We start from the raw sequence: 24,733 nt of genomic DNA, 5'->3' as shown, positions 1-24,733 counted from the left end.
TAATAGTTAAAGCAACTCCCGCCGGGGGATAAATGCCCCGGTTAATAGCAACACCCGCCGGGGGATAAATGCCCCGGCTAATAGCAACACCCGCCGGGGGATAAATGCCCCGGTTAATAGCAACTCCCGCCGGGGGATAAATGCCCCGGCTAATAGCAACACCCGCCGGGGGATAAATCCCCCGGCTAATAGCAACACCCGCCGGGGGATAAATCCCCCGGCTAATAGTTAAAGTCGGTTGAAACCGACTAAAATAGTTGTTTTGTAAGACTTTCAGTCGGTTTTTAACTGAATGTAATATGAGGCTTTTATTTTAATCCCTGCCGGATGGTGGGGGGTACTTATCGCACCTCACACAAGCTCAGCATGCATAAGCGGGGGGAATTGCGCGCCCGAGGGATTTTGCGTGGGCGGGATGTTACTGGGTTGAGTTTTGCTGGTGTAGAAGCGCGGATTTTTGTAAGATCCACTCTTCTAAAATGGGATTGACAATTTCTGGGGCTTCATCTTGGGGACAATGGCCCAATCCGGGTAAGGGGATAAATTTTTCCACGGTGGGAATTTGGGCAAATTCTTGACCGAGGGCGATCGGTTCCCAGGGGTCGTCAGTTCCCCATAATATCAGGGCGCGACAGGGTAAAATGGGGAGCAATTCTTCCGGTAACGGACCTTGGGAGTAACTGATAAAAGCCACAAAGACATCTACTGCGCCGGCGTCTCGGGAGGGGGAGAGGATAATATCTACTAATTCGTCGGTTACGGCTTCATCTCGGCGATAGGCTTGTAGGAGAATTTTCTTAACAGTTTTTGGGGTGGCGAGTTGTTTGAAAAAAAGCTGGCCGATCCACTTGACATTTAGTATTTTTTGTGCTAATGGTGCGCCGAGGCGTCGATACCAAGGCATTGCGGCACGTTTGCGATCGTGGAGCAGACGCAGGGAGCAGTTAATCAAAACCACACCCAAAGCCAGATCGGGATTATCTACGGCGGCTTGAGCGATCGCGACGCAGCCGATAGAATTACCGACGAAGAAGGCGGGAGAGCCGACAATTTCGCGGCAGAAATCGGCGAGTTGCGCCGCCCAGGTTTCAAAGGTGTAGGAGATTTCCAGATTGGGGGTGGGTTTTGCCGAGGCACCGAAGCCGAGCAAATCGATCGCATAGACGCGACAATGGTTTGCCAGGGCGGGGAGATTTTTGCGCCAATGTCCGCAGGAGGCACCAAATCCGTGAACGAGAATCACTGCCGGTCCGTGGGTGCCTTGGTGCTGGTAGCAGATGGGAAAACCCCGCCAGGTCCACTGTTTGAATTCGGCGTGGGCGCGGTAAGCGGAGGGGGAGTGGTTAGAAGCAGAGACAGTCATAGGAAAAAGACAATAAAAGTGAACGGATGGCGGCGAACCGAGGGGGATGCGGATACAAGTTCAGAGCCTCGGGAGGCAAGGAACCGATCGCGATCGCCCCTGATTGAGGGAACCCGTGGGGGGTAGATTCAGTACCTATTATGGGACAAAATCTCAGGCAGGAGGGAGAATTCCACCAGAGCAAAAATTTACTGGAGTCGAATTGCTAGATAAACTAAGAAAAGAGCCAGCTTTTTCGAGGCGGGTCGGAAGGATGCGGAAATTGAGAAGCCGACCGCTCTTTCTAATGCGCTCAGTCCATAGCAAAACAAAAGGGTTTAGAGTGATGAAAAATACGGGTACTGCTATCGGGAGCCATGCACCGGATTTTGAACTGCCCGGAATTGACGATCGCGTTTACCATTTAGCGCGTTACCTAGACCAATATCGGGTGGTGGCAGTGATTTTTATGTGCAATCACTGTCCTTACGTGGGTGCCTATCTAGAACGTCTCAAACAACTGCAAGCTGACTTTCAAGAAAGGGGTTTTACGGCGATGGGGATTAACTCCAACGATATGAGAGACTATCCAGAAGACAGCTTCGAGAGCATGAAACGCTTTGCCTCCTTCAAGGAGTTGAATTTTCCCTACCTGCGCGATGCGAATCAGGATGTGGCGCGCGGCTTTGGGGCGCAGAAGACCCCGGAAGTGTTTTTGCTCGATCGAGAGGGAGTGATTCGCTATAACGGGGCAATTGACGATAATGCCGAGGAACCCACAGCAGTGAAGGAGCCATATTTGCGATCGGCGATCGGCAGCCTGCTGGCTGGAGAATCGATTGCGATCGCTTCGACGCAGGTGGTGGGTTGCGATCTAAAATGGCGACCCTCCGAGAGCTGAGTGGCGCAGAAGGTTCCTTCTCCCCGGCGAAGGTGTGGGCGGGCGCTGACAAGGGAGTACAATAACTCAGGAGCAGTTTGAGGGATTGCCCCGCAAGGTTGATTTGTCAGTTAGTAGATGGCAAAACGCCCCCATGCTGCTATCTTTAGGAGGAGGCAAATCGAATTGGGAAAATAGTGACTTCATGGGGAGAGTTTACCAGCGGGTTTTACTGAAACTGAGCGGTGAGGCACTAATGGGTGAGCTTGCCTACGGCATCGATCCAATGGTGGTGCAGCAAATTGCACAACAAGTGGCAGAGGTGATCGGTGATGGTACAGAACTGGCAATCGTTGTCGGTGGTGGGAACATCTTTCGCGGTGTCAAAGGATCCGCCTCTGGGATGGATCGCGCCACGGCTGATTATATTGGTATGATTGCTACAGTAATGAATGCCATGACCTTGCAGGATTCTCTCGAACGAATGGGAATCCCCACCCGCGTGCAAACCGCGATCGCCATGCAGGAAGTGGCAGAACCTTATATCCGTCGCCGCGCCATTCGCCACCTGGAAAAAAAACGGGTGGTTATTTTTGGGGCAGGCTCCGGGAATCCTTTCTTTACCACGGATACCACAGCAGCCCTGCGCGCTGCTGAAATCAACGCGGAGGTCATCTTCAAGGCAACCAAAGTTGATGGGGTCTACGATAGCGATCCGCATGTTAACCCCGATGCCAAACGGTACGAAAGCCTGACTTACGGGCACGTACTGACCAATGAATTACGGGTAATGGATAGTACCGCGATCGCCTTATGTAAAGAAAATGATATCCCGATCGTTGTCTTCGACATCTCGGTACCGGGCAACATCCGCCGAGCTGTCATGGGAGAAAAAGTAGGAACGACAGTGGGAGGTTTTTGTGAAATTACCTGAAATAGAAAACAATATGAAAAAAGCCGTCGATGCAACTCGACGCGCTTTTAACACCATTCGCACCGGCAGAGCTAATGCTAGCTTGCTCGATAAGGTGATGGTGGAATACTACGGGAGTCCCACTCCCCTGAAATCTTTGGCTAGCATCAGTACGCCAGATGCTACGACGCTGGCGATTCAACCGTTTGACCCCACCAGCCTTGCGGTGGTGGAAAAAGCAATTATGATGTCGGATTTGGGCTTGACCCCCAACAATGATGGCTCGATTATTCGCTTGAACATTCCGCCACTGACGAGCGATCGCCGTCAGGAGTTTGTCAAACTGGCGGGGAAATATGCAGAAGAAGGCAAAGTCTCCATCCGCAATATCCGCCGCGATGCCATCGATGAGGTTCGCAAAAAAGAAAAAAATAGCGACCTGTCGCAAGATGAATCCCGGGATTTGCAAGATTCAATTCAAAAGCTCACTGACAAGTACGTTAACCAAATTGACGAGCTACTTGCCGCGAAAGAAGAAGACATCTCTACTGTCTGATTTTCGGGAGATATCTACCACCGAAGTGGCAGGGAATATGAAGCTTCCCCCACCGAAGCGCAATTTAGGGGGGGGAGGCGTCATAGAGTGATTCAAGAGACTCGATTATAGCGGGTTGAAAACTGCGATCGCCCGGTAGGTTGGAGCCACCGCTCAAACATCAGTAAAAAACCCCCCCCATTGATTGCAGGTCACAGGGGAAAACTTCACGGAAAATTCTCCGGAACTGGGCTAAAAATATTGTAGTTCACCAACAGTTTTGCCGCAAGACTGTGCTGCTTTTAGGCGACAATCGGGATGCCGCACTGGAATGGGTGTGGCATTTTCCTCTATCGGATGACAGAGGCTAGAAGGGCAATTTTGTGGCATAAAACCTAAAGACTTGAAAAGCAAAAAACAGGTATTATGTTCGATTGCATTATCGTAGGAGCCGGTCCGGCAGGTGGAAGCGCCGCCTATCACCTCGCCAAAAAAAGACACTCGGTTTTAGTTCTGGAAAAAGAATCTTTGCCGCGATATAAACCCTGTGCAGGGGGTGTATCTCCGGCGATCGCCCAATGGTTTGACTTTGACTTTTCCCCCGCTATTTCCCAGAAAGTCAATCAGCTACGCTATACCTGGGAAGGCAGCGATCCGGTAGAAGTGACCCTGAACAACCCCGAACCGATGTGGATGGTACGCCGGGATGTATTTGACCAGTTTCTCATCGAACAAGCGAAAAACCAAGGCGCGCAAGTAAAAGACAACAGCGCCGTCACCGCCGTGGAGTTCAACGGCGATCGCTTTTCGGTCAAGACTTCCAGCGAAACCCTGGAAGCGCGCTATATCATCGCCGCCGATGGCGCTCGCGGTCCGATGCGGAAATTGCTGGGCTTCAAAGACGGCGAGCTGCACCCCGCCGTCGCCTTAGAAGTCCCACTCCCGAAGGGAGCGGATCCGAACGCCCCCAAAATTCAGTTTGACTTTGGCAAAATCAAAAAAGGCTTTATCTGGAACTTCCCCAAAGCTGACGGTTTATCCCTGGCGATCGCTGACTTACAGGGGAAAGGCAAAGAAGACCTCAGCAAAATGCTGACTCAGTATGCCACCGCATCGGGCTATGATGTCAACCCCAACCATTGCGCCACGGATTCCCTGCGCTTGTGGAATGGGGAGCAAAAACTCCACACCGAAAATGCCATTTTAGCCGGAGAAGCGGCGGCAGTAGTGGATCCACTAACCGCAGAAGGCATTCGCCCCTCGATGTTTAGCGGCGTCAAAGCCGCCGAAGCCATCGATCGCGCCTTAAGCGGAAGTGCCAACGCCTTGGAAAATTACACCCAAGTGATGAATGAAGAATGGGGGGGTCAGATGGTATGGGCCTCTCGGGTGGCCGGTTTGTTTTACAAAATTCCCAAAATCGCGTATAAAGTCGGGGTCAAGCGTCCCGCCGCCACCCAAAGTATGGCTGACGTTTTGTGCGGGGACACCAATTATAGCGACATCGCCGATAAGGCGATTAGCCGTCTGAAGAAAAACCTGATTCCGGGTTTCGGCGGTTGATGCGATTGGGTTGAATCCTCCGTCGCGGCGAACGTGGGATCGGGCTGACGGGTGGGCGAACACCCGGATTCGCTCGAACTGTTTTTTCCCGCACCGCTTTGGGTTATTCCTCGCTTTGCAAGCTCAAAGTGCTGTGGAAACAAGGCGGTGGTGGGAAACCTCGAAATGGGTAGATTTCCCCAAAACAGTGGTTTTTGGGAAATCAATCGGGTTTGATGAAGCGACAAGGCATATAATTTCAATCGATAGAGGGTGGAAATCCGAGAGGTTTTTACCGTTGCGTCAAGCGATCGCCCTGGCTCAAATTAGCGGGAATGCCAAGCAAGCCTTTCGCCAACTTCCTGTTTCTATCTGTCTCGTTTATCGCCCAACCAACTATTTTATCGCCGATGACTATTTACTTTTACAAAGTTGACGAACCCTACGGTTGTTTTTCCAATTTTTCTCCTCATGGAATTCACCTGAAAGGTCTGGATTGGCCCACGGTAGAACATTATTATCAAGCCCATAAATTTCTCGGCACGGAAAATGAGTTTTTAATGGTTAAAATTCGCGCCGCAAAAACCCCGGAAGAGGCGGCACAATTGGGCCGCGATCGCACTCGCAAGTTGCGCCCGGATTGGGAAGCGGCGAAACTGGCAATTATGAAAGAAGCGGTGTGGGCCAAATTTTCCACTCACCCGGACATTCAGCAGGTGTTGCTCGATACTGGCGATCGCCCGTTGGTGGAAGATTCGCCGAAAGATTACTTTTGGGGCTGTGGTGCGGACCGCACCGGTCACAATCATCTGGGAAAATTGCTGATGCGCGTGCGCGAAAAACTCCGACATCACCACCACTCTCCCCACTGACTTCGCTTTTTTCTGTTTATTTTATCCCCTCCCCTGGGCGTCGGGGTGGGGGTAGGAAATTTGACCCTATACACTCAGGTGGCGAACCTTCGCCAGGTTTTTTCTCCATTGAATTATTCCCGTCATTCTCCCGAAAAACCCACCTTTCTTTTCTCACTTCAGTGTTACTTTACATGTTTTTACCCAGGCACAAAAAAGACGTTTTGCTGTGTGCAATCCAGGCTAAATCATTACCAATTAACAATTATATACAACCGCCACCCGCCCTTCAGATTTCCAGTGCCAGAACCGGGAAGCGAGACCCGAATCGAGCGCCACCAGGGAACCCCGGTGAAAAAAACCGCTCCGTTAAGTACCACAACCTTAAAGATTTGTCAAGCCTCAAGCGGGGGTAAAATTGGAATAGCACGCCGGGGGAAGGGGGGTTAATTTTAAGAAAAGTTGTTAAGTAGAATTACCGCGATCGCCGCTTTGTATGAGAGGCGACGGTGGGAATCTGGCAAGGTGCGGGACAATCGGCACGAATTTTCGGGAAGGCGGCGGCTTTGTTTGCGTCACCCACAGAATTGTCATTATAACAATATATGAAGCCAGTTGTCAAGGGGTTTAAGTTAGATAAACCTCACTTATAGCGCAGCGATCGCCCTTCATCTGAAGAAAAATTTTAGATTTTGTTGATATGATTAAGTAAAAAGCCTTAAAAACAGGCACTCAGCTATCATACCCCTAAGCGGGTGCATTTCGGGTTGGCGATCGGATTTGGGATTAGAGCTGGCAGGATGAATTTAGCCTCAGCCAATGGGGATCGTCGTCTGGGGGCACTCCAATCCCTGTCAGCCAACAGAGCGCCAGTTTCGGGAAGCGGCGAACAACCGCGAACCGGGCGATTTCTATAGCGGCTGAGATTTCCTTTTTGATGGGAAGGGCAGAAGGTAATTTCTGCCCCAGGTAAAACCTATGAATTTCAAACGGCAAATTTTCTATGACAATCACAAATAATAACAGCAATAACGGGCAAATCTTGCAACAAAGACTCGATCGCGAAGTCTTGCTACACCGGATGCTTAACCGGATTCGACAGTCTCTAGAATTACCAGAGATTTTAAGCGCCACCGCCGCCGAAATCCGCTCCTTGCTGGGAACCGATCGGGTAATGGTCTATCAGTTTAATGCGGATGGCAGTGGCAAAGTCATTGCCGAGTCGATTTACGAGAGTCGGCTTGCCTCCCTGAAAGGATTAAACTTTCCGGCAGATGACATCCCGGAAAAAGCGCGGGAGCGATTTGTCAAAGATCGGGTTCGTTCGATCGTGGATGTGGGTCAAGAACGAATCGGCATGAGTCCCCTGGCCCGTGCGGAAACAGGGGAACCGGTGGGGGACGATATTCACTATCGGCCAGTGGATCCATGCCATCTAACCTATCTGCGGGCGATGGGGGTCAATTCCTCCTTGGTGGTGCCGATCCTGCATCAGCAGAGTCTCTGGGGACTAATCGTCTCCCATAACGTCGAACCGCGCGCGATTTCCGAAGATGATTTGCAGTTAGTGCAGTTAGTCGCCGATCAGGTGTCGGTGGCGATCGCCCAAGCCACCTTGCTGGAAGCCACCCGCGCCCAACAAGCCCGGGAAGCCACCATCAACCGGGTGGCAACTTTGCTCCACGCTCAACCCACCATTGAAGTACAAGCCGCACTAGAAGCCACGGTGGCTGCATTATCCGGTTGCGGGGGCAGGCTCTATATCGCGGCAAAACATTCTACCGGTGGTGACGATCTCGACAGCGCCTGGGAATTATTTACCGTCGGCGAACAACCCACCGCGATCGCCTCGGCAGAATCCCAACCTCTAGAAGCCCATCCCCTGTGGCAACAATGGCTACAGCGCGAATTAAAAGCCCACCTGCGTCTCGATAGCAAGCATCCGGCAATTTGGCCTTTCGCCAATCTTTACAAAACCCCCCACTTTAAACCCTTTCTCCATGCTTTCCGGTCTACTTCGATTCGCAGCATGTTGGTGGTGCCTTTATTCTATCGCCGACAATTCCTCGGTTGTCTGACCATTTTCCGCCAAGCGATCGAAACCGAAACCCTCTGGGCCGGACGCTTTGACAGCAATCTCAAACAACTCCTTCCCCGACAATCTTTTGAGGCATGGCGGGAACGCAAAACCGGTCAGTCTCGCGAATGGACGGTAGAAGAAACCCAAATGGCGCGGTCGTTAGGGGATCATTTTTCAATGGCGATCGAGCAATATTTGCTTTATAAAGAAGTTCACTCCCTCAACAGCAACTTAGAGCAACAAGTACAAAAGCGCACCGCCGAGCTACAGCAGTCTTTACAATTTACCCGCATTCTCAAACAAATTACCGACCAAATCCGCAGCACGTTAGATTTAACCACGATTTTGCAAACCATCGTGCAACAAGTGCGGAATTTGCTCGAGGCCGATCGCGTGGTGATTTACCAGTTTGGCAAGGATGGACTCGGCGAGATCGCCGTGGAAGATCTGCGCCCAGGATGGGAGTCGGTGTTGGGGGTTCGCTGTCCCGGATGTATTCCGCTGGAATATTGCAATATGTACTTAAAAGGACGGGTACGGGCGATTAACGATATCGCAACGGCAGAAATTAGCCCCTGTCACCAGGAATTTTTAGCCACCATTCAGGTGAAAGCCAATTTAATCGTGCCGATCCGGATGGGTTCGGAACTGTGGGGATTTTTGATCGCTCACCAGTGCGATCGCCCGCGCGTGTGGCAAGAAACGGAAATCGATTTGCTGCAACAATTGGCGGATCGAGCCGCGATCGCGATCGGCCAAGCGCAATTATATCAACAAAGTCAAGCCGCTGCCGCAAAAGCTCAAGCCCAAGCGGTGGAATTAGAACAAGCCGTAGAAGATTTGCAAAGCGCTCAAACCCAATTAATTCAAGGGGAAAAAATGTCCAGCCTCGGACAATTGGTGGCGGGTATCGCTCACGAAATTAATAACCCGGTGAATTTTATCTACGGCAACCTTTCTCACGCCAGTCAGTATGCGGATGATTTGCTGGAATTACAAAAACTCTATCAAAAGTATTTGCCCGACCCGGAACCCGAAATGCGCGAGTTGATGGAGGAAATTGACTTAGATTTTCTGGTGGAGGATTTCCCCAAAATGCTCGCTTCGATGAAAGTCGGTGCAGAACGCATTCGCAGTATCGTGCTGAGTTTGCGGAATTTCTCGCGCTTGGATCAAGCGGAAATGAAGCCGGTTAATATCCATGATGGCATTGACAGCACTTTGTTAATTTTACACCACCGACTCAAATCAAAGTCCGATCGTCCGGAAATCCACGTCGTGAAAGAATATGGGGAACTTCCATCGGTGGATTGCTATGCCGGCCAGCTCAATCAAGTGTTTATGAATATTTTGAGTAATGCCATCGATGCTTTAGAACAGCGCGACAAAGATCGCTCGGAGAAAGAACGGCGCGAGTCCCCCAGTCAAATTACGATTCGCACGGCAATAGCGAGCGATCGCGCGATGGGTGAAAAGCGGGCAATTATTCGGATTTCTGACAATGGGCCGGGGATTCCCGAACGTCTGCGATCGCGCATTTTTGAACCGTTTTTTACCACCAAAGATATCGGCAAAGGCACCGGGATGGGTCTCTCGATTAGCTATCAGATTGTGGTGGAAAAACATGGGGGTCAATTTGATTGCATTTCCCAACCGGGTCAAGGCACTGAATTCGCCATTGAAATTCCGGTCAGTCGTCGCCTTGCACCGTCACACCGTTTGCCGAAAAAGTCCTCTCCCTCCCAAGCTCGTTTTATGCGGTAGTCGCTCTTCGAGGGTTTACCCCCCTTTTATTTCAGGACACGGCACTCCCGTGTCCCTCCTCCCTCGGCATGGTTAAAGTTGAAACATGCTATTTTAGCAGGGAAAATTTCCGCAGAGTCAGCACATGAAAGGGTCGATTCCGGTAAATTTGACCCCGATAAATTCCCCGCCAAAATTGTTAAAAAATATACACACCCTAGAGCGATCGCATGATTCCCGGGAAAATGCAGAGCCGTGAGGGCTTGCAAAAATTGCCAGATAGGAAAATTTTATGAGGGTAATAAATAAGCTAAATCAATCATGGCGATCGCGCCGCCAGACGGAGGTATCGAGGGTTTAAATCTGGAAGACGAGGACGAGCAAAAATCGAAGCTCTATAATAGAGTGAAAGCAGGGCATCTATTCACAAAATTAATAAACTTCGGTACAGATTTTAAAACGTTTTAACCCTCGGTGGGTCGTTACCCCCGGTGCATTCCCCACTCGAACACAGAAACTTTGGAGAATGGGGGCGGGAAATCGATCCAAGCTTTGAGGGCACTCCGATAACCACAATATGGGGAGGTTTTTGTATGGCATCAGCGCAACCAAGCACGATCGCCGAGCTTGAATCAGAACGATATAAAACCATGACTCGCATTCTAGGGCAAATTCGCGAGTCTGTGGAACTCGATACCCTATTCACCACCATCACTCAGGCGGTGCGAGAGTTACTCAATGCCGATCGCGTCCTCGTATTTCGCAAGTGGCCCGCCGGCGAGGGAAATCAAGGGCAATTTATTGCTGAAGATGTGGCACCCGGGTGGGTGTCGGCGTTGGGCGAACGGGTGGAGTCATGCGACGTTGTAGGCGATCGCATCCGCGTCAGCTCTTGCGCGCCCCCGGAAGAGCGATCGCCTGATAGCCACTTTTGCGATCGCATGCAAGTGAGAAGCGAACTCACCGTTCCCCTGCGAAAAGACAATTGCCTCTGGGGGGGATTGTGCGTGCATCAATGCCGGGGCGATCGCCAGTGGGAACCGGGCGAAATTGAATGGCTGGGCGCAATTAGCGAACTCCTGGCAATGGCGCTGCAACAGTCGGAAGAACGGGGCGTGATGCAGGTACAGGTGTCGCAACAAAGTCGCGTTGCCGAAAGAGAGAAAGCCGTAGCCCGAACCATCGATCGGATTCGGCGATCGCTCGACATCCAAACGATTTTCGATACCGCAACCCAAGAAGTGCGCCAGCTTCTCAACAGCGATCGGGTCGCCGTGTATCGCTTTAACCCGGATTGGAGTGGTTACTTCGTCGCCGAATCCTTTGCCCCGGGCTGGAATGCCTTGGTGGGAAACCTACCCCCGATCGCCGATACTCACTTGCAAGAAAGTGCCGGGGGTCGCTACCGTCACAATCAAAGCTTGGCAGTGGACGATATCTATAATGTCGGCCATTCCGAATGTCACATTCGCCTGCTGGAACAATTTCAAGCCAAAGCCTACATTATCGTCCCCATTATGCCGGGAAACACCCTCTGGGGATTGTTAGCTGCCTATCAAAATTCCGGGCCTCGACAGTGGCATGAGGATGAAGTGGAATTGCTCGCTCAAATCGGCGTTCAGTTTGGCATCGCGGTTCAACAAGCGGAATTGCTGGAAAAAACCCAAAAGCAAACCGCCGAACTCAGCAGCGCCCTCCACTCCTTACAGGAGGCACAAAGCCAACTGGTGCAAAGCGAAAAAATGGCCAGCTTGGGCCAGTTAGTGGCGGGGGTGGCCCACGAACTCAATAACCCGGTTAATTTTATTTCTGGCAATCTCAACCACGCCGGCGACTATACCGATGACTTGCTCGAATTGCTGCAACTTTACCAGGCGCATTATCCTACATCGGAAACGGAGATTCAAGAGTTTGCCGAAGCGATCGAACTGGATTTTTTGCGCGAAGATTTGCCCAAACTGTTGCAGTCGATGAAAGTGGGGGTAAACCGGATTCGCGGTTTGGTGTCGTCGTTGCGGAATTTCTCGCGCTTGGATCGCGCGGAGAAAATTCCGGTGAATTTGCATGAAGGGATCGACAGCACCCTGTTGATTCTGCAACCGCGACTGAAAAGCCGACCCGATCGCCCCGGAATTGAAGTGGTGAAGGAATATGGGGAGTTGCCCCCGGTGGAGTGCTATGCGGCGCAGATGAATCAGGTGTTTATGAATATTTTGAGTAATGCAATTGATGCGCTAGAGATCCGCGATCGCGGCTTATCCGTGCAAGAAATGCAAGCCCACCCCAAACGAATCTCGATTCGCACTGAATTCCTCAGAGACGATCGCCAAATGGCAAACTCTTCCACCGTGACGAATCTCTCCCCACCTCCCCCAACGCCCTCGGTCGTTATCTGCATCGCTGACAATGGGTCGGGAATCTCCGAGGAGGTGCGATCGCGCATCTTCGACCCGTTTTTTACCACCAAACCTGTGGGGTCTGGCACCGGTTTGGGACTCTCTATCAGCTATCAAATTGTGGTGGAAAAACATGGGGGAACTATCTCCTGCGTTTCTCAACCCGGACAGGGCACGACATTCTACATTCACATCCCTTTAGCCCAGGCTCAATTCACCTCCTCGGCGGCTTGAGTGCAGCCTTGAGAATTGAGAATTGAGAAAACAGTTTCTTCTTCATTCTCAATTCTCAATTCTTGATTATCGCCGTCGCTGTTCCCATTTTTCGATCGCCTCTTGGGCGGCGGGATAGGCGGTGGTGTTTTCGGGGATTAATTGGGCGGCTTGAATGGCTGCACTGAAGCGACGACGACGGGCGCGATATTGGGCGATGTCGAAAATTTTATCGCTCCAGCGATTGATGAGCGCTCTGGCTTGTTCGTATTGCGGTTGACCTGCCGGAATTTGGCTGGCGATCGCGATCGCCTTGCTGTAGGTAGACGCCTGTGCGGGTTTGACCAGTTTCTGGGCTTCGAGCAATCGCTGTCGGTTGGCTTGTTCGAGTTTGTATTGCTGTTCCCAAACCGGTAAGACTTCCTGCACCTGGGCTTTCAGTTGCTCGCGATCGGGCGGTACCAATTTGGCGGCGGCGATCGCCCCTTCATAATTGCCCTGTTTCGCGCGCCCCATCGCAATATCGAGAATCACCTCACCCCAGCGGGTAATCTGTTCCTGGGCTTGGTCGTAAAGCGGATCGTTTTCTGGCACTTGTCGCGCTTGGGCGATCGCCTGAGTGAATTGCGATGCTTGGGTATTTTCCAACGACAATCTTGCCCGATCCAACGGTTCGCGATCGCCCCTTTCCGCTGCGCCTTCGCTGGCGGGAGTTGCACTCAGCGGTTGAGTGCGATCGTCCGCTGCAGTGGTGGTTTCCGCTTCCTCATCCCCAGCATTAGCCGCTTCCGTATCTTCGGTAGTTGCCGCTTCCGTGTCTTCCGAGGTTGCCGCTTCCGTATCTTCGGTAGTTGCCGCTTCCGTGTCTTCAGTAGTTACCGCTTCCGTGTCTTCAGTAGTTGCCGCTTCCGTGTCTTCCGGGGTTGCCGCTTCCGTGTCTTCGGTAGTTGCGGCTTCCGGCTGTTCTTGTGTTGGGGGGATGGTGGTGGTTTCCATTGCTTGGGGAGCTTCATCCGTCACAGTCGGCAAGGATTCCACCACCTGGGGTTCGGGGGTGGTGCCTTGCATCACACTGAGAATAGTCCGCAGCAAGACGCCCAGCAGCAAAATCAGGGCCAAGATACCGCCCCAGAAGAGCAACTTACCTACGGTGTTAGATTTTTCTTCCCGTGGTGGGGGTGGTTTGGGGGTGGCGGTGGGAGGTTGCGACGGTTTGGAAGTCTTGGCGTTATTTGTATCTCCATTGGTAGAGACACCATTGCCCGAGGAGGTGGTGGGAGGGGCGATCGCCGGTGGTACGGTTTGGTTCGTCGGCGGTGGCGCGTTTTGCGGGGGCGTTTCCTCGGAAGGTTCCAGGTTTGCCTTGCCCGCGCTGAGGGGCACAGCGGCAGCCCAGTTTTGTTCTGGAACGCTCGGACCGAGTTCGGGTAAAATGGGTTGGGGAAATTTAACCAACGGGTGAACGGAGAACATTGGATGTTGTGCAGGGCGAAAGTGTTCTTCGCACAGTTGAGGTAAGCGATCGCCCATGTATTGCGCCAGAGTTTCCAGGGTGTGCCCGCGACCCGCTTTCAATGCTTCTAGGAGTGTGGTGGTAAAAAAGCCATGCTGCAGTGCGGCAGTTTCGCGAGAAAATTGGTTGTGTTGGCAAGAGATGACCGTGGGAATTTCCATTTCCCGGGCGAGGGAGATGGTATCCACGCCGATGGTTTCATCGGCGCTGGTGCCGGTGGCGCGGTTCATATCCAGGAAGACCACGATTTGTTCGGCGGGGCAAGACTGGAGGGTGCTATAAAGCGATCGCATAGAAATTCCCGTTCCCGGGATGTCCTCCGGATTGCCTTCAATGGGCATCAAATAGTCTTCGCCTTCCCAGCTTACGCCGTAGCCACTGAAAAAGAACCACAACACATCGCCGGCATGTAAGCGATTGCGACAGATGTCATCGATCGCCCACACCAGATTGTCTCTTGTGGGATAGGGGGAGTGGCTATCTCTCCTGGATGCAGTTTCGGTAAGCAATACGCATCGGTTCGGGGTAAACCCGGCTTTTTCCACCAGATAATTTTTAACCCCTTGGGCGTCTTGTTTGGCATAGCTTAACGGCTGGAAAAATTTATAGTCATCGATGCCAATTAAAATCCCTGCATAGGTTTTCATTACCCCCTCCCCTGAATTGTTCAAAAAGACGAATTTGGAAATCGACTCGAAACATACAGCCGATGGTATGGGAAAAGCGATCGCCGGGTGGATAGTTCCGCGATCGGCGTCAGACCCGAGGCGCGATTCGGTGGCCATGAGGAAAGCGCCGCAACGGTTGGCTGACATCACCGCTCGCCCTGACGTGCAGAGAGGGTCTTGCCCGGTCTTCCTCCTCAGTTGTCTGAGCCTGGGTTTTCGGAAAAGACCGACTGCGATCGAAAGATTTCCAGGTTTCACACTGGTGTAGCACAAAAGTGGGGAAATGTCAAGGAAAAGCTCCCATTTAATTTAGCCAAGTGCTTGTTAGAGACGCCCCACCGGGGATTTGTACTTTTTCACCCGATTTCCGAGAAATTAACGTTTTAACTTGCCAGATAAGTTTCCTACAATTAGATAGAGATGGTGCGATGAGTCACCGACCCACCGGGTTGAGTCTGTGGGTTCACTGACATCAAGCTGAAATGCGATCGCACTGAGCCTAGTCATCAAAGGAGTAGCGTAACATGGTGGTATCCACCGGAAAAAAGCCAGAGTCCAAATCAGCAGGTAGTTCAAAAAAGAAACCCTCCAAAAAGCACAACCACTATGGGTTTCAAGACTTTTTCTCGTTTCAACCGGAAACGGGAATCGTCACCGACTGGAACCAGTCGCGCAATCTCTTTGCCAGCGAAGATTTTATCGTCGGACTGGTGGAGGGTTTAGAAGAAGAAGTGGGTAGCGCTTCATCGGTGATTATGTACACCATTGGGTGCCAATGGGGAACCAAGGATGCGGAGTTTTTCAAACAGTGGTTTGAAAAAGAATATCAGCGCGAGATCCGCCAAGCGAATTTGATGTTTTTGCTCGAAACCTGGTGGTGGCCCTTTACCGCCCAGGGATGGGGACGCTGGGAAGTGGATTTAAGCGATCGCAAGCATGGCTTTATGTTCATTAACCTCTTTGATTCTGCAGTGGCTCGTACCCTCGGCGATGTGGGCAAACCAGTTTGTTATATCTATGCCGGCTTGTTTGCCGGATTTTTCACCGCTTTGGTGCGAAAAAAACTGAGCTGCATCGAGCTGCAATGCTACTCAATGGGGGAAACCTATTGTAAATTTTTGCTTGGCAGTCAAGACCGCATTGATGCGGCTGCTTTTTGGCAAAATGAAGGGGCAACCGCTCGCGATATTCAAACTCGCTTAGAAGCAGGAGAACGATTAAAATGACCGCCGAGACTTCTTGGTTAAAACTATCGGTTGCAGACTTTTTTAGTCAATGTAATTGGCAAGGACAATCCCTCGCCACCCGGGGGAATGGCGATCGCGCCACCCCCACGTCTCGCTTGAGCTTATCCGTGGCGGACTATTTCCGCTTGCTTCCCTGGGAAGGGACGCCAGAAGTGGGTTCGGTGCCAAAAGTTTCTGCAGCGCTTCCGCCGAAGGATTCTGAATTTGAAGAAGTCACCCTCGGGGATCTGCTCGATGCGTTTTAGCCCTGCAAATGCCCAGGCGATCGCCGGGATTTTTTCTCCCCAAACCTTAGCATCTTATATCCAACATCCCTAAACCATCATGCATCCAGAAATTTCTCGCCTATTGGAGCAAGCAGAAGAACGCTATCTTCAAGCCAACGAAATCGAACTGTTTCGTCGCTATGCTGCATCTTTAGCAAGGCGCATGGAAACTTACGAACTCCTCCGGGAAAAAGAAGAACCCATCTTTCAACCAGTGGCGGATAACCTGGTCAAAGCCTTTCCCAACGAAAACCAAGAAACCTTAGAGCGATCGCTGAAGCATTGGCTGCTGATTGTCCGCTACTGCGCCACCGCCATGTTATTGAGCGACCCCGAATTTCTCCAACTGCGCTTGCAAGATTGGATGAAAGGATTAGTGGAAACCCACAACACCCAACCCATTGAAGAAAAGATTTATCAACTGTTGCTCGCTAGCTTGAAAAAACATCTCTCCGAAAAACAACTCCCCTTGCTGTTGCCGTTTGTGGATCAAGCCAAGAAAATCCTATTGGCAGAATCAGCGGGCTTAAGTTGAGCGCAATTGAGCGGTGAAAAATCAGTCTCATAGCTTACAGTTGAGAGACAAGGAGGAGTCGAGACGTGCCGGGGTGCGTCTGCGGGAAGTGAAAGCTTCAAATATTAACGATTCAGGAGCGCGACTATGATTTCGATTTCCAATTTGGTTAAAGACAAACACTTGCCGGGGAATTATTTTGCTTATGATGTTTACGTGCGGGGTGATTTAGAACTCGGACTGCTGGAAAATCGACGCGGCGATCGCTTGTTGGCAGTTCCGGAAACCTTGATTGATGCAATTTATGCCGGGTTAGAAGAAGAAACCGGATCGGCGGCGCGCCTGGTTTTGTTTAACTGTGGCAAGTGGTGGGGGAAAAATTTCTACGTGCGATTTTGCGAAGAAATTAACGAGTATTATGGCAAACCGATCGCCGAAATGGAGATGGTAGAATTTCTCCAATGTTTGCAACAGCTTTGGAAAACCAATGGCTGGGGCATTTTGAATTTCAATCAGGAGTATTACGATCGCGGCTTTTTGGCGGTGAAAACGAAACACTCTCCCTATACCGCCAAAGCCCCCAACTGGAAGCGCCCGGTTTGTTTCCTAGAAGCCGGCATTTTAAGCGCCTATTTCAGTCAGTTGACGGGTCGCGACCTCCACTGCGTCCAAACCGCCTGCGAATCCTTGGGCGCAGAATTTAATATTTTCGTTCTGGGATTGAGCGATCGCCTCAAACCAGCAGAAGCATGGGTGGCACAAGGAGAAGACCACGACACCATTATGACCAAGTTATGCGAAGGGTAAAACTGAATTAAGCGAGTCATTGGTCAATGGTCATTGGTCAATTGACCAATGACAAACCCCAGGGGAGATGAAATGATTCAAATTTAACCCGAATATGGGGGGGTAAACCCGATGAACAGTACCAATTTTAGAGCGGGGATAGCGGCGCTCAAAGCGGAGGATTATGGAGAGGCGATCGCCCATTTAGAAAGCGTCCTAGAACTAGAATTGCACCAACCCACCATAGAACGCACCAAAATGGCATTAGCGATCGCTTACGAAGGGGATGGGAAACCTCGCCTAGCGTGGAAAACCTGCCAAGACCTGCTGCAAAGCAAAAACGCCAAAGTCAAACAATGGGCCGACCACAGCCTTTCCGAATTAGATAAACGCTATCCGAGTTTGTCCTCTGACGTGCGTCTGCGTCGCCGCCGCACGGTGAAAGAGCGGATAATTCACACAGTCATCCAATGGCTGAAACAGTCCGAACAACGGCTTTCTTTCACGGAAACCGCTTGGGAGATTATAGAAGAAGAACGACAAAAACGCAAGCCCACCACCCCGGTAGAAAAACTTAAATTAATCTCGAACATCGTCAAGCGCGCCTGCATTCCCCTCGGGCAAAAGCTGGGCGCTTGGATCCGCGCCAAGATGCGGAAAATTAAGGGAAAAAAATAGGGTAGGATTGCCCTAGCTTGGCAGTGCAATCGATGGGTAAATGGGGTGTAAGGGCGGGTAAATCGCGAGAATTTTGTGAAAGTTGAGGCGGGGGAGAAATCGAAAAAAGCGATCGCCCTTGACAATTTGCTTGCGCCAGTGTTAAACTCACCAAATAAGTGCAATATATAGCACCAATAAAGCCCCCATTCGTAGCGTAAAAAAACTTAACATTTAAACCGGAGAGTGCCGAAGATTTTCGCCAGAATGTGGGGGGAGAAATACGATACAATATTAAGTTTGTAGTCCGCTCAGGGGTCTGAGTGGACTACAGGCAGATCGACAGATAGAGGGTAAAAAAAGCCGTGGTAGTACAACGGTCCGAGAACAAAACCGACGAGGCGAAAACCCAAGAAATCGCCAAGCAACTGCTCAGTGCAATTCAGGAGAAACGCTCATTTTTCGCCCAGTTGCAAGATCAAATGCGCTGGGATGATAAACTGCTTGCCTGGGCGATGAGCAACCCCGGGTTGCGGGTGCAGCTCTTTCGCTTCATTGACTGTTTGCCTGCATTGCGTAGCAAAGCGGAAATTGCGCGTCATTTAAAAGAATACCTAACCGTAGAGGAAGTCGAACTCCCCGACGCCTTGAAAAAACTGCTCAACTTTAGCAGTGGCGACTCAATGCCCGGGCAAATTGCCGCCACCACAGTATCCACAGCGGTGGAGACCCTGGCGCAAAAGTACATTGCCGGGGAAAACATCAAACAAGCGATAAAAACCATCGAACGCCTGCGGAAAGACAAAATGGCATTTACGATGGACTTACTGGGAGAAGCGGTGATTACCGAAGCCGAAGCCCAGTCCTATTTAGAGGGTTATCTGGAATTGATGACCCAACTTACCGAGGCGGCGAAAAAATGGCCGAAAGTGCCGCAGATTGACGAAGCGGATGGGGAAGAACTGCCCCGAGTGCAGGTTTCGGTGAAGTTAACCGCATTTTACTCGCAATTCGACCCTTTGGATGCCAAAGGAAGCGAACGACGAGTTAGCGATCGCATCCGCACCCTGCTGCGTCACGCGGAGAAAGTGGGCGCGGGGGTTCACTTCGATATCGAACAATATCACTACAAAGACCTCACCTTCTCGATCCTCAAACGGTTGCTCCTCGAAGAAGAATTTCGCCATCGGCGGCATATTGGCCTCACCCTGCAAGCCTACTTGCGCGACAGCGAAAAAGACCTGAAAGACTTAATTGAATGGGCAAAACAGCGGGGCACTCCCGTCACCCTGCGACTGATCAAAGGAGCCTACTGGGATTTAGAAACCATTGCTGCCAAGCAGAAACACTGGCCGCAACCCGTGTATAACGACAAAGCCGCCACCGATGCGAATTTCGAGCGGTTGACCGAACTGCTGCTGGAAAATCACGAATATATCTACGCCGCCATTGGCTCACACAACGTGCGCTCCCAAGCGAAAGCGATCGCCCTCGCCCAACGCCTCAACATCCCGCGCCGTCGCTTCGAGCTGCAAGTGCTATATGGCATGGGAGATAAACTCGCCAAAGTCTTAGCACAACAAGGGCATCGCGTGCGGATGTACTGCCCCTACGGGGAACTGCTTCCCGGCATGGCCTATCTGATTCGGCGCTTGCTGGAAAACACCGCCAACACCTCATTCCTGCGCCAAAGCCTGGAAGAGCGACCCGGGGAAGAACTGATCGCACCGCCGAATCCCAACGGCAAAGGCGAACTCGAAATCCACAGCCCCGCACTGCCCAACGCCGCCGCCGATACCGACTTCGCCGACGCCCAAGCGCGAGAAAAGGTGGTGCAAGCCTTGCAAAGCGTGCGTCAGCAACTCGGCAAAACCTATTTACCCCGTATCAACGGCGATCGCATCAACACCGCCAACACCGTAGACTCTGTAAACCCCTCCAACCCCAGCGAAACCATCGGCACCATCGGCTTGCTCTCCATCGAACAAGCCGATCGCGCGATCGCCACCGCCAAAGCCGCCTTACCCCAGTGGCGCAACACCCCGCCCGCCCAACGCGCCGCCATCCTTCGCAAAGCCGCCGACCTCATGGAACAACGGCGACCAGAACTCTGCGCCTGGATGATGCTAGAAGTAGGCAAACCCTTGAGCCAATGTGATGGCGAAGTCTCCGAAGGCATCGACTTCTGTCGCTACTACGCCAACGAAATGGAACGGCTGGCGCGCGGATATAATTACGATGTCGCCGGCGAAACCAATCGCTATCACTATCAACCGCGCGGCATCACCGTGGTCATTGCCCCTTGGAACTTCCCCTTTGCCATTCCCACCGGCATGACTGTCGCCTCCCTAGTCACTGGAAACTGCACCTTATTAAAACCCGCCGAAGTCTCCTCCGTCATCGCCGCGAAAATTGGCGAAATCCTCATCGAGGCCGGCATTCCCCCCGGCGTCTTTCAGTACGTACCTTGCCAGGGGTCCAGCGTTGGCTCGCACTTAGTGAAACATCCCGAAGTCAATACCATCGCCTTTACCGGTTCCCAAGAAGTGGGCTGCCGCATTTATGCCGACGCCGCCGTGCTACAACCGGGACAACGCCACTTGAAAAAAGTGATTGCCGAAATGGGCGGCAAAAATGCGATAATCGTCGATGAAAGTGCCGATTTAGACCGCGCCGTGGCGGGAGTGGTGCAATCCGCCTTTGGCTATAGCGGCCAGAAATGTTCCGCTTGTTCCCGCGCCATCGTCCTCGAACCGGTGTACGAGAGCTTTCTGACTCGCACCCTCGAAGCCACGCGATCGCTGAATGTCGGTGCCGCCGAAGACCCCAGCACCCAAGTCGGTCCAGTTATCGATGCCAGCGCCCGCGATCGCATACGCGGCTACATCGACAAAGGCAAATCCGAGGCAGAACTCGCCCTGGAAATGCCCGCCCCCGACACCGGCTACTTCATCGGTCCGGTTATCTTTACCGAAGTGCGCCCCGATGCGGCGATCGCCCAAGAAGAAATCTTCGGGCCGGTCCTATCGGTGATGCGCGCCAAGACCTTCGACGAAGCCCTAGAGATTGCCAACGGCACCCAATTCGCCCTCACTGGCGGGCTGTATTCTCGCACCCCGTCCCACATCCAGCGCGCCACCGCCGAGTTTGAAGTGGGCAACTTGTATATCAACCGAGGAATTACCGGCGCGATCGTCGCCCGCCAATCCTTCGGCGGATTTAAACTCTCCGGCGTCGGATCCAAAGCCGGGGGTCCGGATTACCTGCTGCAATTCCTCGAACCGCGCACCGTCACCGAAAACATCCAACGTCAAGGGTTTGCCCCAATCCCGGAGATGGAATAATCCAGCACCACCCCCGCCACTCAAATGCGGGGGTGACGCACCACCCCCCGGATATCCGAACCCCCACCCGATGATTCTCCACCCCGCGATCGGCACCGCAGAGCGCTAAAATTGTTAAGTAATGTATCGAAACCAACTATGCCTAAACGTGCCGATCGCCGTCAAAACCCCCCTGTAGAAAACTTAAACGGAAAATCCCTCGCCCACAGCGTACTCCCTCCTAGTGCGGTTCGCCACGGAATTCGCATTCGCGGCGCGAGACAGCATAACCTGAAAAACCTCGACCTCGAATTGCCCCGCGATCGCCTGATCGTGTTTACCGGCGTCTCCGGTTCCGGCAAATCTTCCCTCGCCTTCGATACGATTTTCGCCGAGGGTCAGCGTCGCTACGTCGAGTCCCTCAGCGCCTATGCCCGCCAATTCCTCGGACAAGTCAACAAACCCGACGTCGAATCCATCGAAGGACTCTCCCCGGCAATTTCCATCGACCAAAAATCTACCTCGCACAACCCGCGTTCTACCGTGGGCACCGTCACCGAAATTTACGATTACCTGCGGTTATTATTCGGAAGGGCCGGAACTCCCTACTGCCCGATTTGCGATCGCTCCATCGCCCCGCAAACCCTTGACGAAATGTGCGACCGAGTGATGGAACTGCCCGATCGCACCAAATTCCAAATCCTCGCCCCCGTGGTGCGCGGCAAAAAAGGAACTCACAAAAAACTCCTCTCCAGTCTCGCCGCCGAAGGCTTCGTGCGCGTGCGCGTGGATGGCGAAGTGCGCGACCTTTCCGACAAAATCGCCCTGAATAAAAACGCCACCCATACCATCGAAATTGTCGTAGACCGACTGATTAAAAAACCGGGCATCGAAGAACGACTCTTTGACTCCCTCGCCACCAGCTTGCGTCATGCCAATGGCATCGCCATTATTCACCTGCTCAATAACACCGAAGCTGCCGATAATTCCGCCGCAGAAATCGTTTTTTCCGAAAACTTTGCCTGTCCCGAACATGGCGCGGTGATGCAAGAACTTTCGCCGCGATTGTTCTCCTTTAATTCCCCCTATGGCGCTTGCGAAACCTGTCACGGATTGGGCAGTTTTCGCACCTTTGCTGCCGATTTAGTGGTGCCCAATCCCGATGCGCCGGTTTATGAAGCGATCGCGCCTTGGGCGGAGAAAGAAAACTCCTACTATCTGTCCATGCTCTACAATCTCGCGGAAATCTATGGCTTTGAACTAGACACCCAGTGGAAGCATTTAACCCGCGACCAGCAAAATGCAATTTTATATGGCACCGATGAAGCTATCTGGATCGAACAGTGGGATGCCTACCGACGCTATAGCGGAGCACTGCCAATTTTGCAGCGGCAATATGAAGAAACCGCCACCGAATTGCAAAAGCAAAAATTAGAACAGTATTTAGTCGATCGCCCCTGCGAGAGTTGTCAGGGAAAACGCCTCAAACCCGAAGCACTTTCCGTGCGCGTGGGACAATATGGGATTAGCGAATTAACCAGCGTTTCGATTGGCGACTCTTTAGAGCGGATCGAGCAATTGGAGTTGAGCGATCGGCAAGCCAAAATTGCCGAACTGGTTCTCAGAGAAATCCGCGCCCGACTGCAATTTCTCCTGGATGTGGGATTGGATTATCTCACCCTAGACCGCCCCGCCATGAGCCTTTCCGGCGGCGAAGCCCAGCGCATTCGCCTCGCCACCCAAATTGGTGCCGGCTTGACGGGCGTGCTATACGTACTCGACGAACCCAGCATCGGACTGCATCAGCGCGATAACGGGCGTCTGCTGCATACCTTAACCAAGTTGCGCGACTTGGGCAATACCTTGATTGTGGTCGAACATGATGAGGATACCATTCGCAGCGCCGATTGTATCGTCGATATCGGTCCGGGTGCCGGGGTGCATGGCGGCGAGATTGTCGCCCAAGGAGATTTAGGGGAAATTTTAAAGGCGGAAAACTCCCTCACCGGGGCATATCTTTCCGGGCGCAAAGTCATCGAAACCCCGGCAGAACGAAGAAGCGGAAATGGGCGATCGCTGGTAATGAAACGCTGTCGCCGCAACAACTTACAACAGATTACCGTCGAAATTCCATTAGGAACATTAATCTGCGTCACCGGGGTTTCCGGATCCGGCAAATCCACCTTAATTAACGAACTGCTTTATCCGGCGCTGCAACATCACCTCACCCGTCGCGTCCCCTTTCCCAAAGAAATGGATGCCTTGGACGCCCCAGGAGAAGAACAACTGAAAGATGCCGTGGATAAAGTGATTGTCATCGACCAATCGCCGATTGGCAGAACCCCGCGCTCTAATCCGGCAACTTATACCGGGGTTTTTGATGTGATTCGCGGACTATTTGCCCAAACCATCGAAGCAAAAGCGCGAGGTTACAAACCGGGACAATTCTCATTTAACGTCAAAGGAGGACGCTGCGAAGCTTGTGGCGGACAAGGGGTTAATGTAATTTCCATGAACTTTTTGCCCGATGTTTACGTGCAGTGCGAAATCTGTAAAGGTGCGCGGTACAATCGAGAAACCCTGCAAGTGAAGTACAAGGGAAAATCCATTGCTGACGTGCTGAATATGACCGTGGAAGAAGCGTTAGAATTGTTTAAAAATATTCCCAGAGCGAAAAACCGCTTGCAGACGTTGGTTGATGTGGGTCTCGGTTACATTCATTTGGGACAACCCGCCCCAACGCTCTCCGGGGGAGAAGCGCAACGGGTAAAATTGGCAACCGAATTGTCTCGTCGCGCCACGGGGAAAACCCTGTATTTAATTGACGAACCCACCACCGGGTTATCGTTTTATGACGTGCATCAGTTGTTAAATGTGTTGCAACGGTTGGTGGATAAAGGCAATTCGGTTTTAGTTATCGAGCACAATTTAGATGTGATTCGTTGTGCGGATTGGATAATCGACCTCGGACCGGAAGGGGGAGACAAAGGCGGGGAAGCGATCGCCTGCGGTACCCCCGAAGAAGTCGCCCAACATCCCACCTCTTACACCGGACACTATTTGCAGCAAGTCTTGCAGCACTATCCCAGTGCCTCCGCAAACAACTAGGGGAACACAATGGGTAACAGGAGGCATAGCCTCCGATTGCCCGTTCCCAGCACATGCTGGGAACGAGTTCTATCAGTTATATTAGTCCGCGTAGGCGGACTTAGCCTGCCCAGGCGCGATTTCAATCGCCCGCCTTTTATTAGTCCGCGTAGGCGG

The 24,733-nt window shown here is 52.1% G+C and carries 18 protein-coding genes; 15 read left to right on the top strand and 3 right to left on the bottom strand.

What is annotated here, in order from left to right; genetic code table 11:
- Window positions 1-6: 6 nt before the first annotated feature.
- Window positions 7-198, bottom strand: coding sequence for a hypothetical protein (locus AC0QH1_RS15760; RefSeq protein WP_324632158.1), 192 nt, complete (start codon window positions 196-198; stop codon window positions 7-9).
- A 220-nt stretch (window positions 199-418) separates the two neighbouring features.
- Entirely contained in the window at window positions 419-1,363 is a 945-nt protein-coding gene (locus AC0QH1_RS15755; protein ID WP_324632157.1) for an alpha/beta fold hydrolase, read from the bottom strand.
- Window positions 1,364-1,688: 325 nt separating this feature from the next.
- On the opposite strand from AC0QH1_RS15755, the gene AC0QH1_RS15750 reads away from it, so the two are divergent.
- The 8 genes from AC0QH1_RS15750 to AC0QH1_RS15715 all read left to right on the top strand — a co-directional run bounded on the left by AC0QH1_RS15750 (window position 1,689) and on the right by AC0QH1_RS15715 (window position 12,516).
- Window positions 1,689-2,243: a thioredoxin family protein gene (locus tag AC0QH1_RS15750; protein WP_324632155.1), complete on the top strand. Its 555-nt coding sequence runs from the start codon at window positions 1,689-1,691 to the stop codon at window positions 2,241-2,243.
- A gap of 184 nt (window positions 2,244-2,427) precedes the next feature.
- Window positions 2,428-3,156 carry a UMP kinase gene (pyrH, locus tag AC0QH1_RS15745; protein ID WP_324632159.1) on the top strand — a complete coding sequence of 243 codons (729 nt, stop codon included), beginning with the start codon at window positions 2,428-2,430 and terminating at the stop codon, window positions 3,154-3,156.
- Complete coding sequence (gene frr, locus AC0QH1_RS15740; RefSeq protein ID WP_324632154.1) at window positions 3,143-3,691, top strand: ribosome recycling factor; 549 nt, start codon at window positions 3,143-3,145, stop codon at window positions 3,689-3,691. Before pyrH ends, frr begins: the two co-directional genes overlap by 14 nt.
- A gap of 405 nt (window positions 3,692-4,096) precedes the next feature.
- A complete protein-coding gene (locus tag AC0QH1_RS15735) occupies window positions 4,097-5,233 on the top strand; it encodes a geranylgeranyl reductase family protein (protein ID WP_324632153.1) in 1,137 nt (378 codons plus the stop codon).
- A gap of 277 nt (window positions 5,234-5,510) precedes the next feature.
- The gene (locus AC0QH1_RS15730; protein WP_324632152.1) at window positions 5,511-5,648 is read left to right on the top strand and encodes a hypothetical protein; all 138 of its coding nucleotides are present in this window, start codon (window positions 5,511-5,513) and stop codon (window positions 5,646-5,648) included.
- Entirely contained in the window at window positions 5,623-6,084 is a 462-nt protein-coding gene (locus AC0QH1_RS15725) for an NADAR family protein (RefSeq protein WP_324632151.1), read from the top strand. The genes AC0QH1_RS15730 and AC0QH1_RS15725 overlap by 26 nt, the downstream gene beginning before the upstream one ends.
- A gap of 982 nt (window positions 6,085-7,066) precedes the next feature.
- Window positions 7,067-9,907 (top strand): GAF domain-containing sensor histidine kinase, encoded by a 2,841-nt coding sequence (locus tag AC0QH1_RS15720; protein WP_324632150.1) that lies wholly within the window; start codon window positions 7,067-7,069, stop codon window positions 9,905-9,907.
- Window positions 9,908-10,479: 572 nt separating this feature from the next.
- Window positions 10,480-12,516: a GAF domain-containing protein gene (locus AC0QH1_RS15715; RefSeq protein ID WP_324632149.1), complete on the top strand. Its 2,037-nt coding sequence runs from the start codon at window positions 10,480-10,482 to the stop codon at window positions 12,514-12,516.
- A 66-nt stretch (window positions 12,517-12,582) separates the two neighbouring features.
- On the opposite strand, the gene AC0QH1_RS15710 is transcribed toward AC0QH1_RS15715, so the two are convergent.
- Window positions 12,583-14,823, bottom strand: a complete 2,241-nt coding sequence (locus AC0QH1_RS15710; RefSeq protein ID WP_324632148.1) for a caspase family protein — start codon at window positions 14,821-14,823, stop codon at window positions 12,583-12,585.
- Window positions 14,824-15,200: 377 nt separating this feature from the next.
- On the opposite strand from AC0QH1_RS15710, the gene AC0QH1_RS15705 reads away from it, so the two are divergent.
- The 7 genes from AC0QH1_RS15705 to uvrA all read left to right on the top strand — a co-directional run bounded on the left by AC0QH1_RS15705 (window position 15,201) and on the right by uvrA (window position 24,577).
- Complete coding sequence (locus AC0QH1_RS15705) at window positions 15,201-15,902, top strand: V4R domain-containing protein (RefSeq protein WP_324632147.1); 702 nt, start codon at window positions 15,201-15,203, stop codon at window positions 15,900-15,902.
- Window positions 15,899-16,168, top strand: a complete 270-nt coding sequence (locus tag AC0QH1_RS15700) for a hypothetical protein (RefSeq protein ID WP_324632146.1) — start codon at window positions 15,899-15,901, stop codon at window positions 16,166-16,168. Before AC0QH1_RS15705 ends, AC0QH1_RS15700 begins: the two co-directional genes overlap by 4 nt.
- A 79-nt stretch (window positions 16,169-16,247) precedes the next feature.
- Entirely contained in the window at window positions 16,248-16,724 is a 477-nt protein-coding gene (locus tag AC0QH1_RS15695; RefSeq protein ID WP_324632145.1) for a globin family protein, read from the top strand.
- A gap of 126 nt (window positions 16,725-16,850) precedes the next feature.
- Window positions 16,851-17,510 (top strand): V4R domain-containing protein, encoded by a 660-nt coding sequence (locus AC0QH1_RS15690; protein WP_324632144.1) that lies wholly within the window; start codon window positions 16,851-16,853, stop codon window positions 17,508-17,510.
- Between the two features lie 111 nt (window positions 17,511-17,621).
- Entirely contained in the window at window positions 17,622-18,167 is a 546-nt protein-coding gene (locus AC0QH1_RS15685; RefSeq protein WP_324632143.1) for a tetratricopeptide repeat protein, read from the top strand.
- A 344-nt stretch (window positions 18,168-18,511) separates the two neighbouring features.
- Entirely contained in the window at window positions 18,512-21,490 is a 2,979-nt protein-coding gene (gene pruA, locus AC0QH1_RS15680; RefSeq protein WP_324632142.1) for an L-glutamate gamma-semialdehyde dehydrogenase, read from the top strand.
- A gap of 138 nt (window positions 21,491-21,628) precedes the next feature.
- Complete coding sequence (uvrA, locus tag AC0QH1_RS15675; RefSeq protein ID WP_324632141.1) at window positions 21,629-24,577, top strand: excinuclease ABC subunit UvrA; 2,949 nt, start codon at window positions 21,629-21,631, stop codon at window positions 24,575-24,577.
- The last annotated feature ends 156 nt before the right edge of the window (window positions 24,578-24,733 follow it).

The organism is Phormidium sp. CCY1219 (assembly GCF_055795085.1).
This window is presented reverse-complemented; position numbering and strand designations above follow the sequence as displayed.

Coding starts and splice junctions, on each gene's coding strand:
- AC0QH1_RS15755 (WP_324632157.1), bottom strand. CDS start 1,363: ATGACTGTCTCTGCTTCTAACCACTCCCCCTCCGCTTACCGCGCCCAC.
- AC0QH1_RS15750 (WP_324632155.1), top strand. CDS start 1,689: ATGAAAAATACGGGTACTGCTATCGGGAGCCATGCACCGGATTTTGAA.
- pyrH (WP_324632159.1), top strand. CDS start 2,428: ATGGGGAGAGTTTACCAGCGGGTTTTACTGAAACTGAGCGGTGAGGCA.
- AC0QH1_RS15735 (WP_324632153.1), top strand. CDS start 4,097: ATGTTCGATTGCATTATCGTAGGAGCCGGTCCGGCAGGTGGAAGCGCC.
- AC0QH1_RS15725 (WP_324632151.1), top strand. CDS start 5,623: ATGACTATTTACTTTTACAAAGTTGACGAACCCTACGGTTGTTTTTCC.
- AC0QH1_RS15720 (WP_324632150.1), top strand. CDS start 7,067: ATGACAATCACAAATAATAACAGCAATAACGGGCAAATCTTGCAACAA.
- AC0QH1_RS15715 (WP_324632149.1), top strand. CDS start 10,480: ATGGCATCAGCGCAACCAAGCACGATCGCCGAGCTTGAATCAGAACGA.
- AC0QH1_RS15710 (WP_324632148.1), bottom strand. CDS start 14,823: ATGTCAGCCAACCGTTGCGGCGCTTTCCTCATGGCCACCGAATCGCGC.
- AC0QH1_RS15705 (WP_324632147.1), top strand. CDS start 15,201: ATGGTGGTATCCACCGGAAAAAAGCCAGAGTCCAAATCAGCAGGTAGT.
- AC0QH1_RS15700 (WP_324632146.1), top strand. CDS start 15,899: ATGACCGCCGAGACTTCTTGGTTAAAACTATCGGTTGCAGACTTTTTT.
- AC0QH1_RS15695 (WP_324632145.1), top strand. CDS start 16,248: ATGCATCCAGAAATTTCTCGCCTATTGGAGCAAGCAGAAGAACGCTAT.
- AC0QH1_RS15690 (WP_324632144.1), top strand. CDS start 16,851: ATGATTTCGATTTCCAATTTGGTTAAAGACAAACACTTGCCGGGGAAT.
- AC0QH1_RS15685 (WP_324632143.1), top strand. CDS start 17,622: ATGAACAGTACCAATTTTAGAGCGGGGATAGCGGCGCTCAAAGCGGAG.
- uvrA (WP_324632141.1), top strand. CDS start 21,629: ATGCCTAAACGTGCCGATCGCCGTCAAAACCCCCCTGTAGAAAACTTA.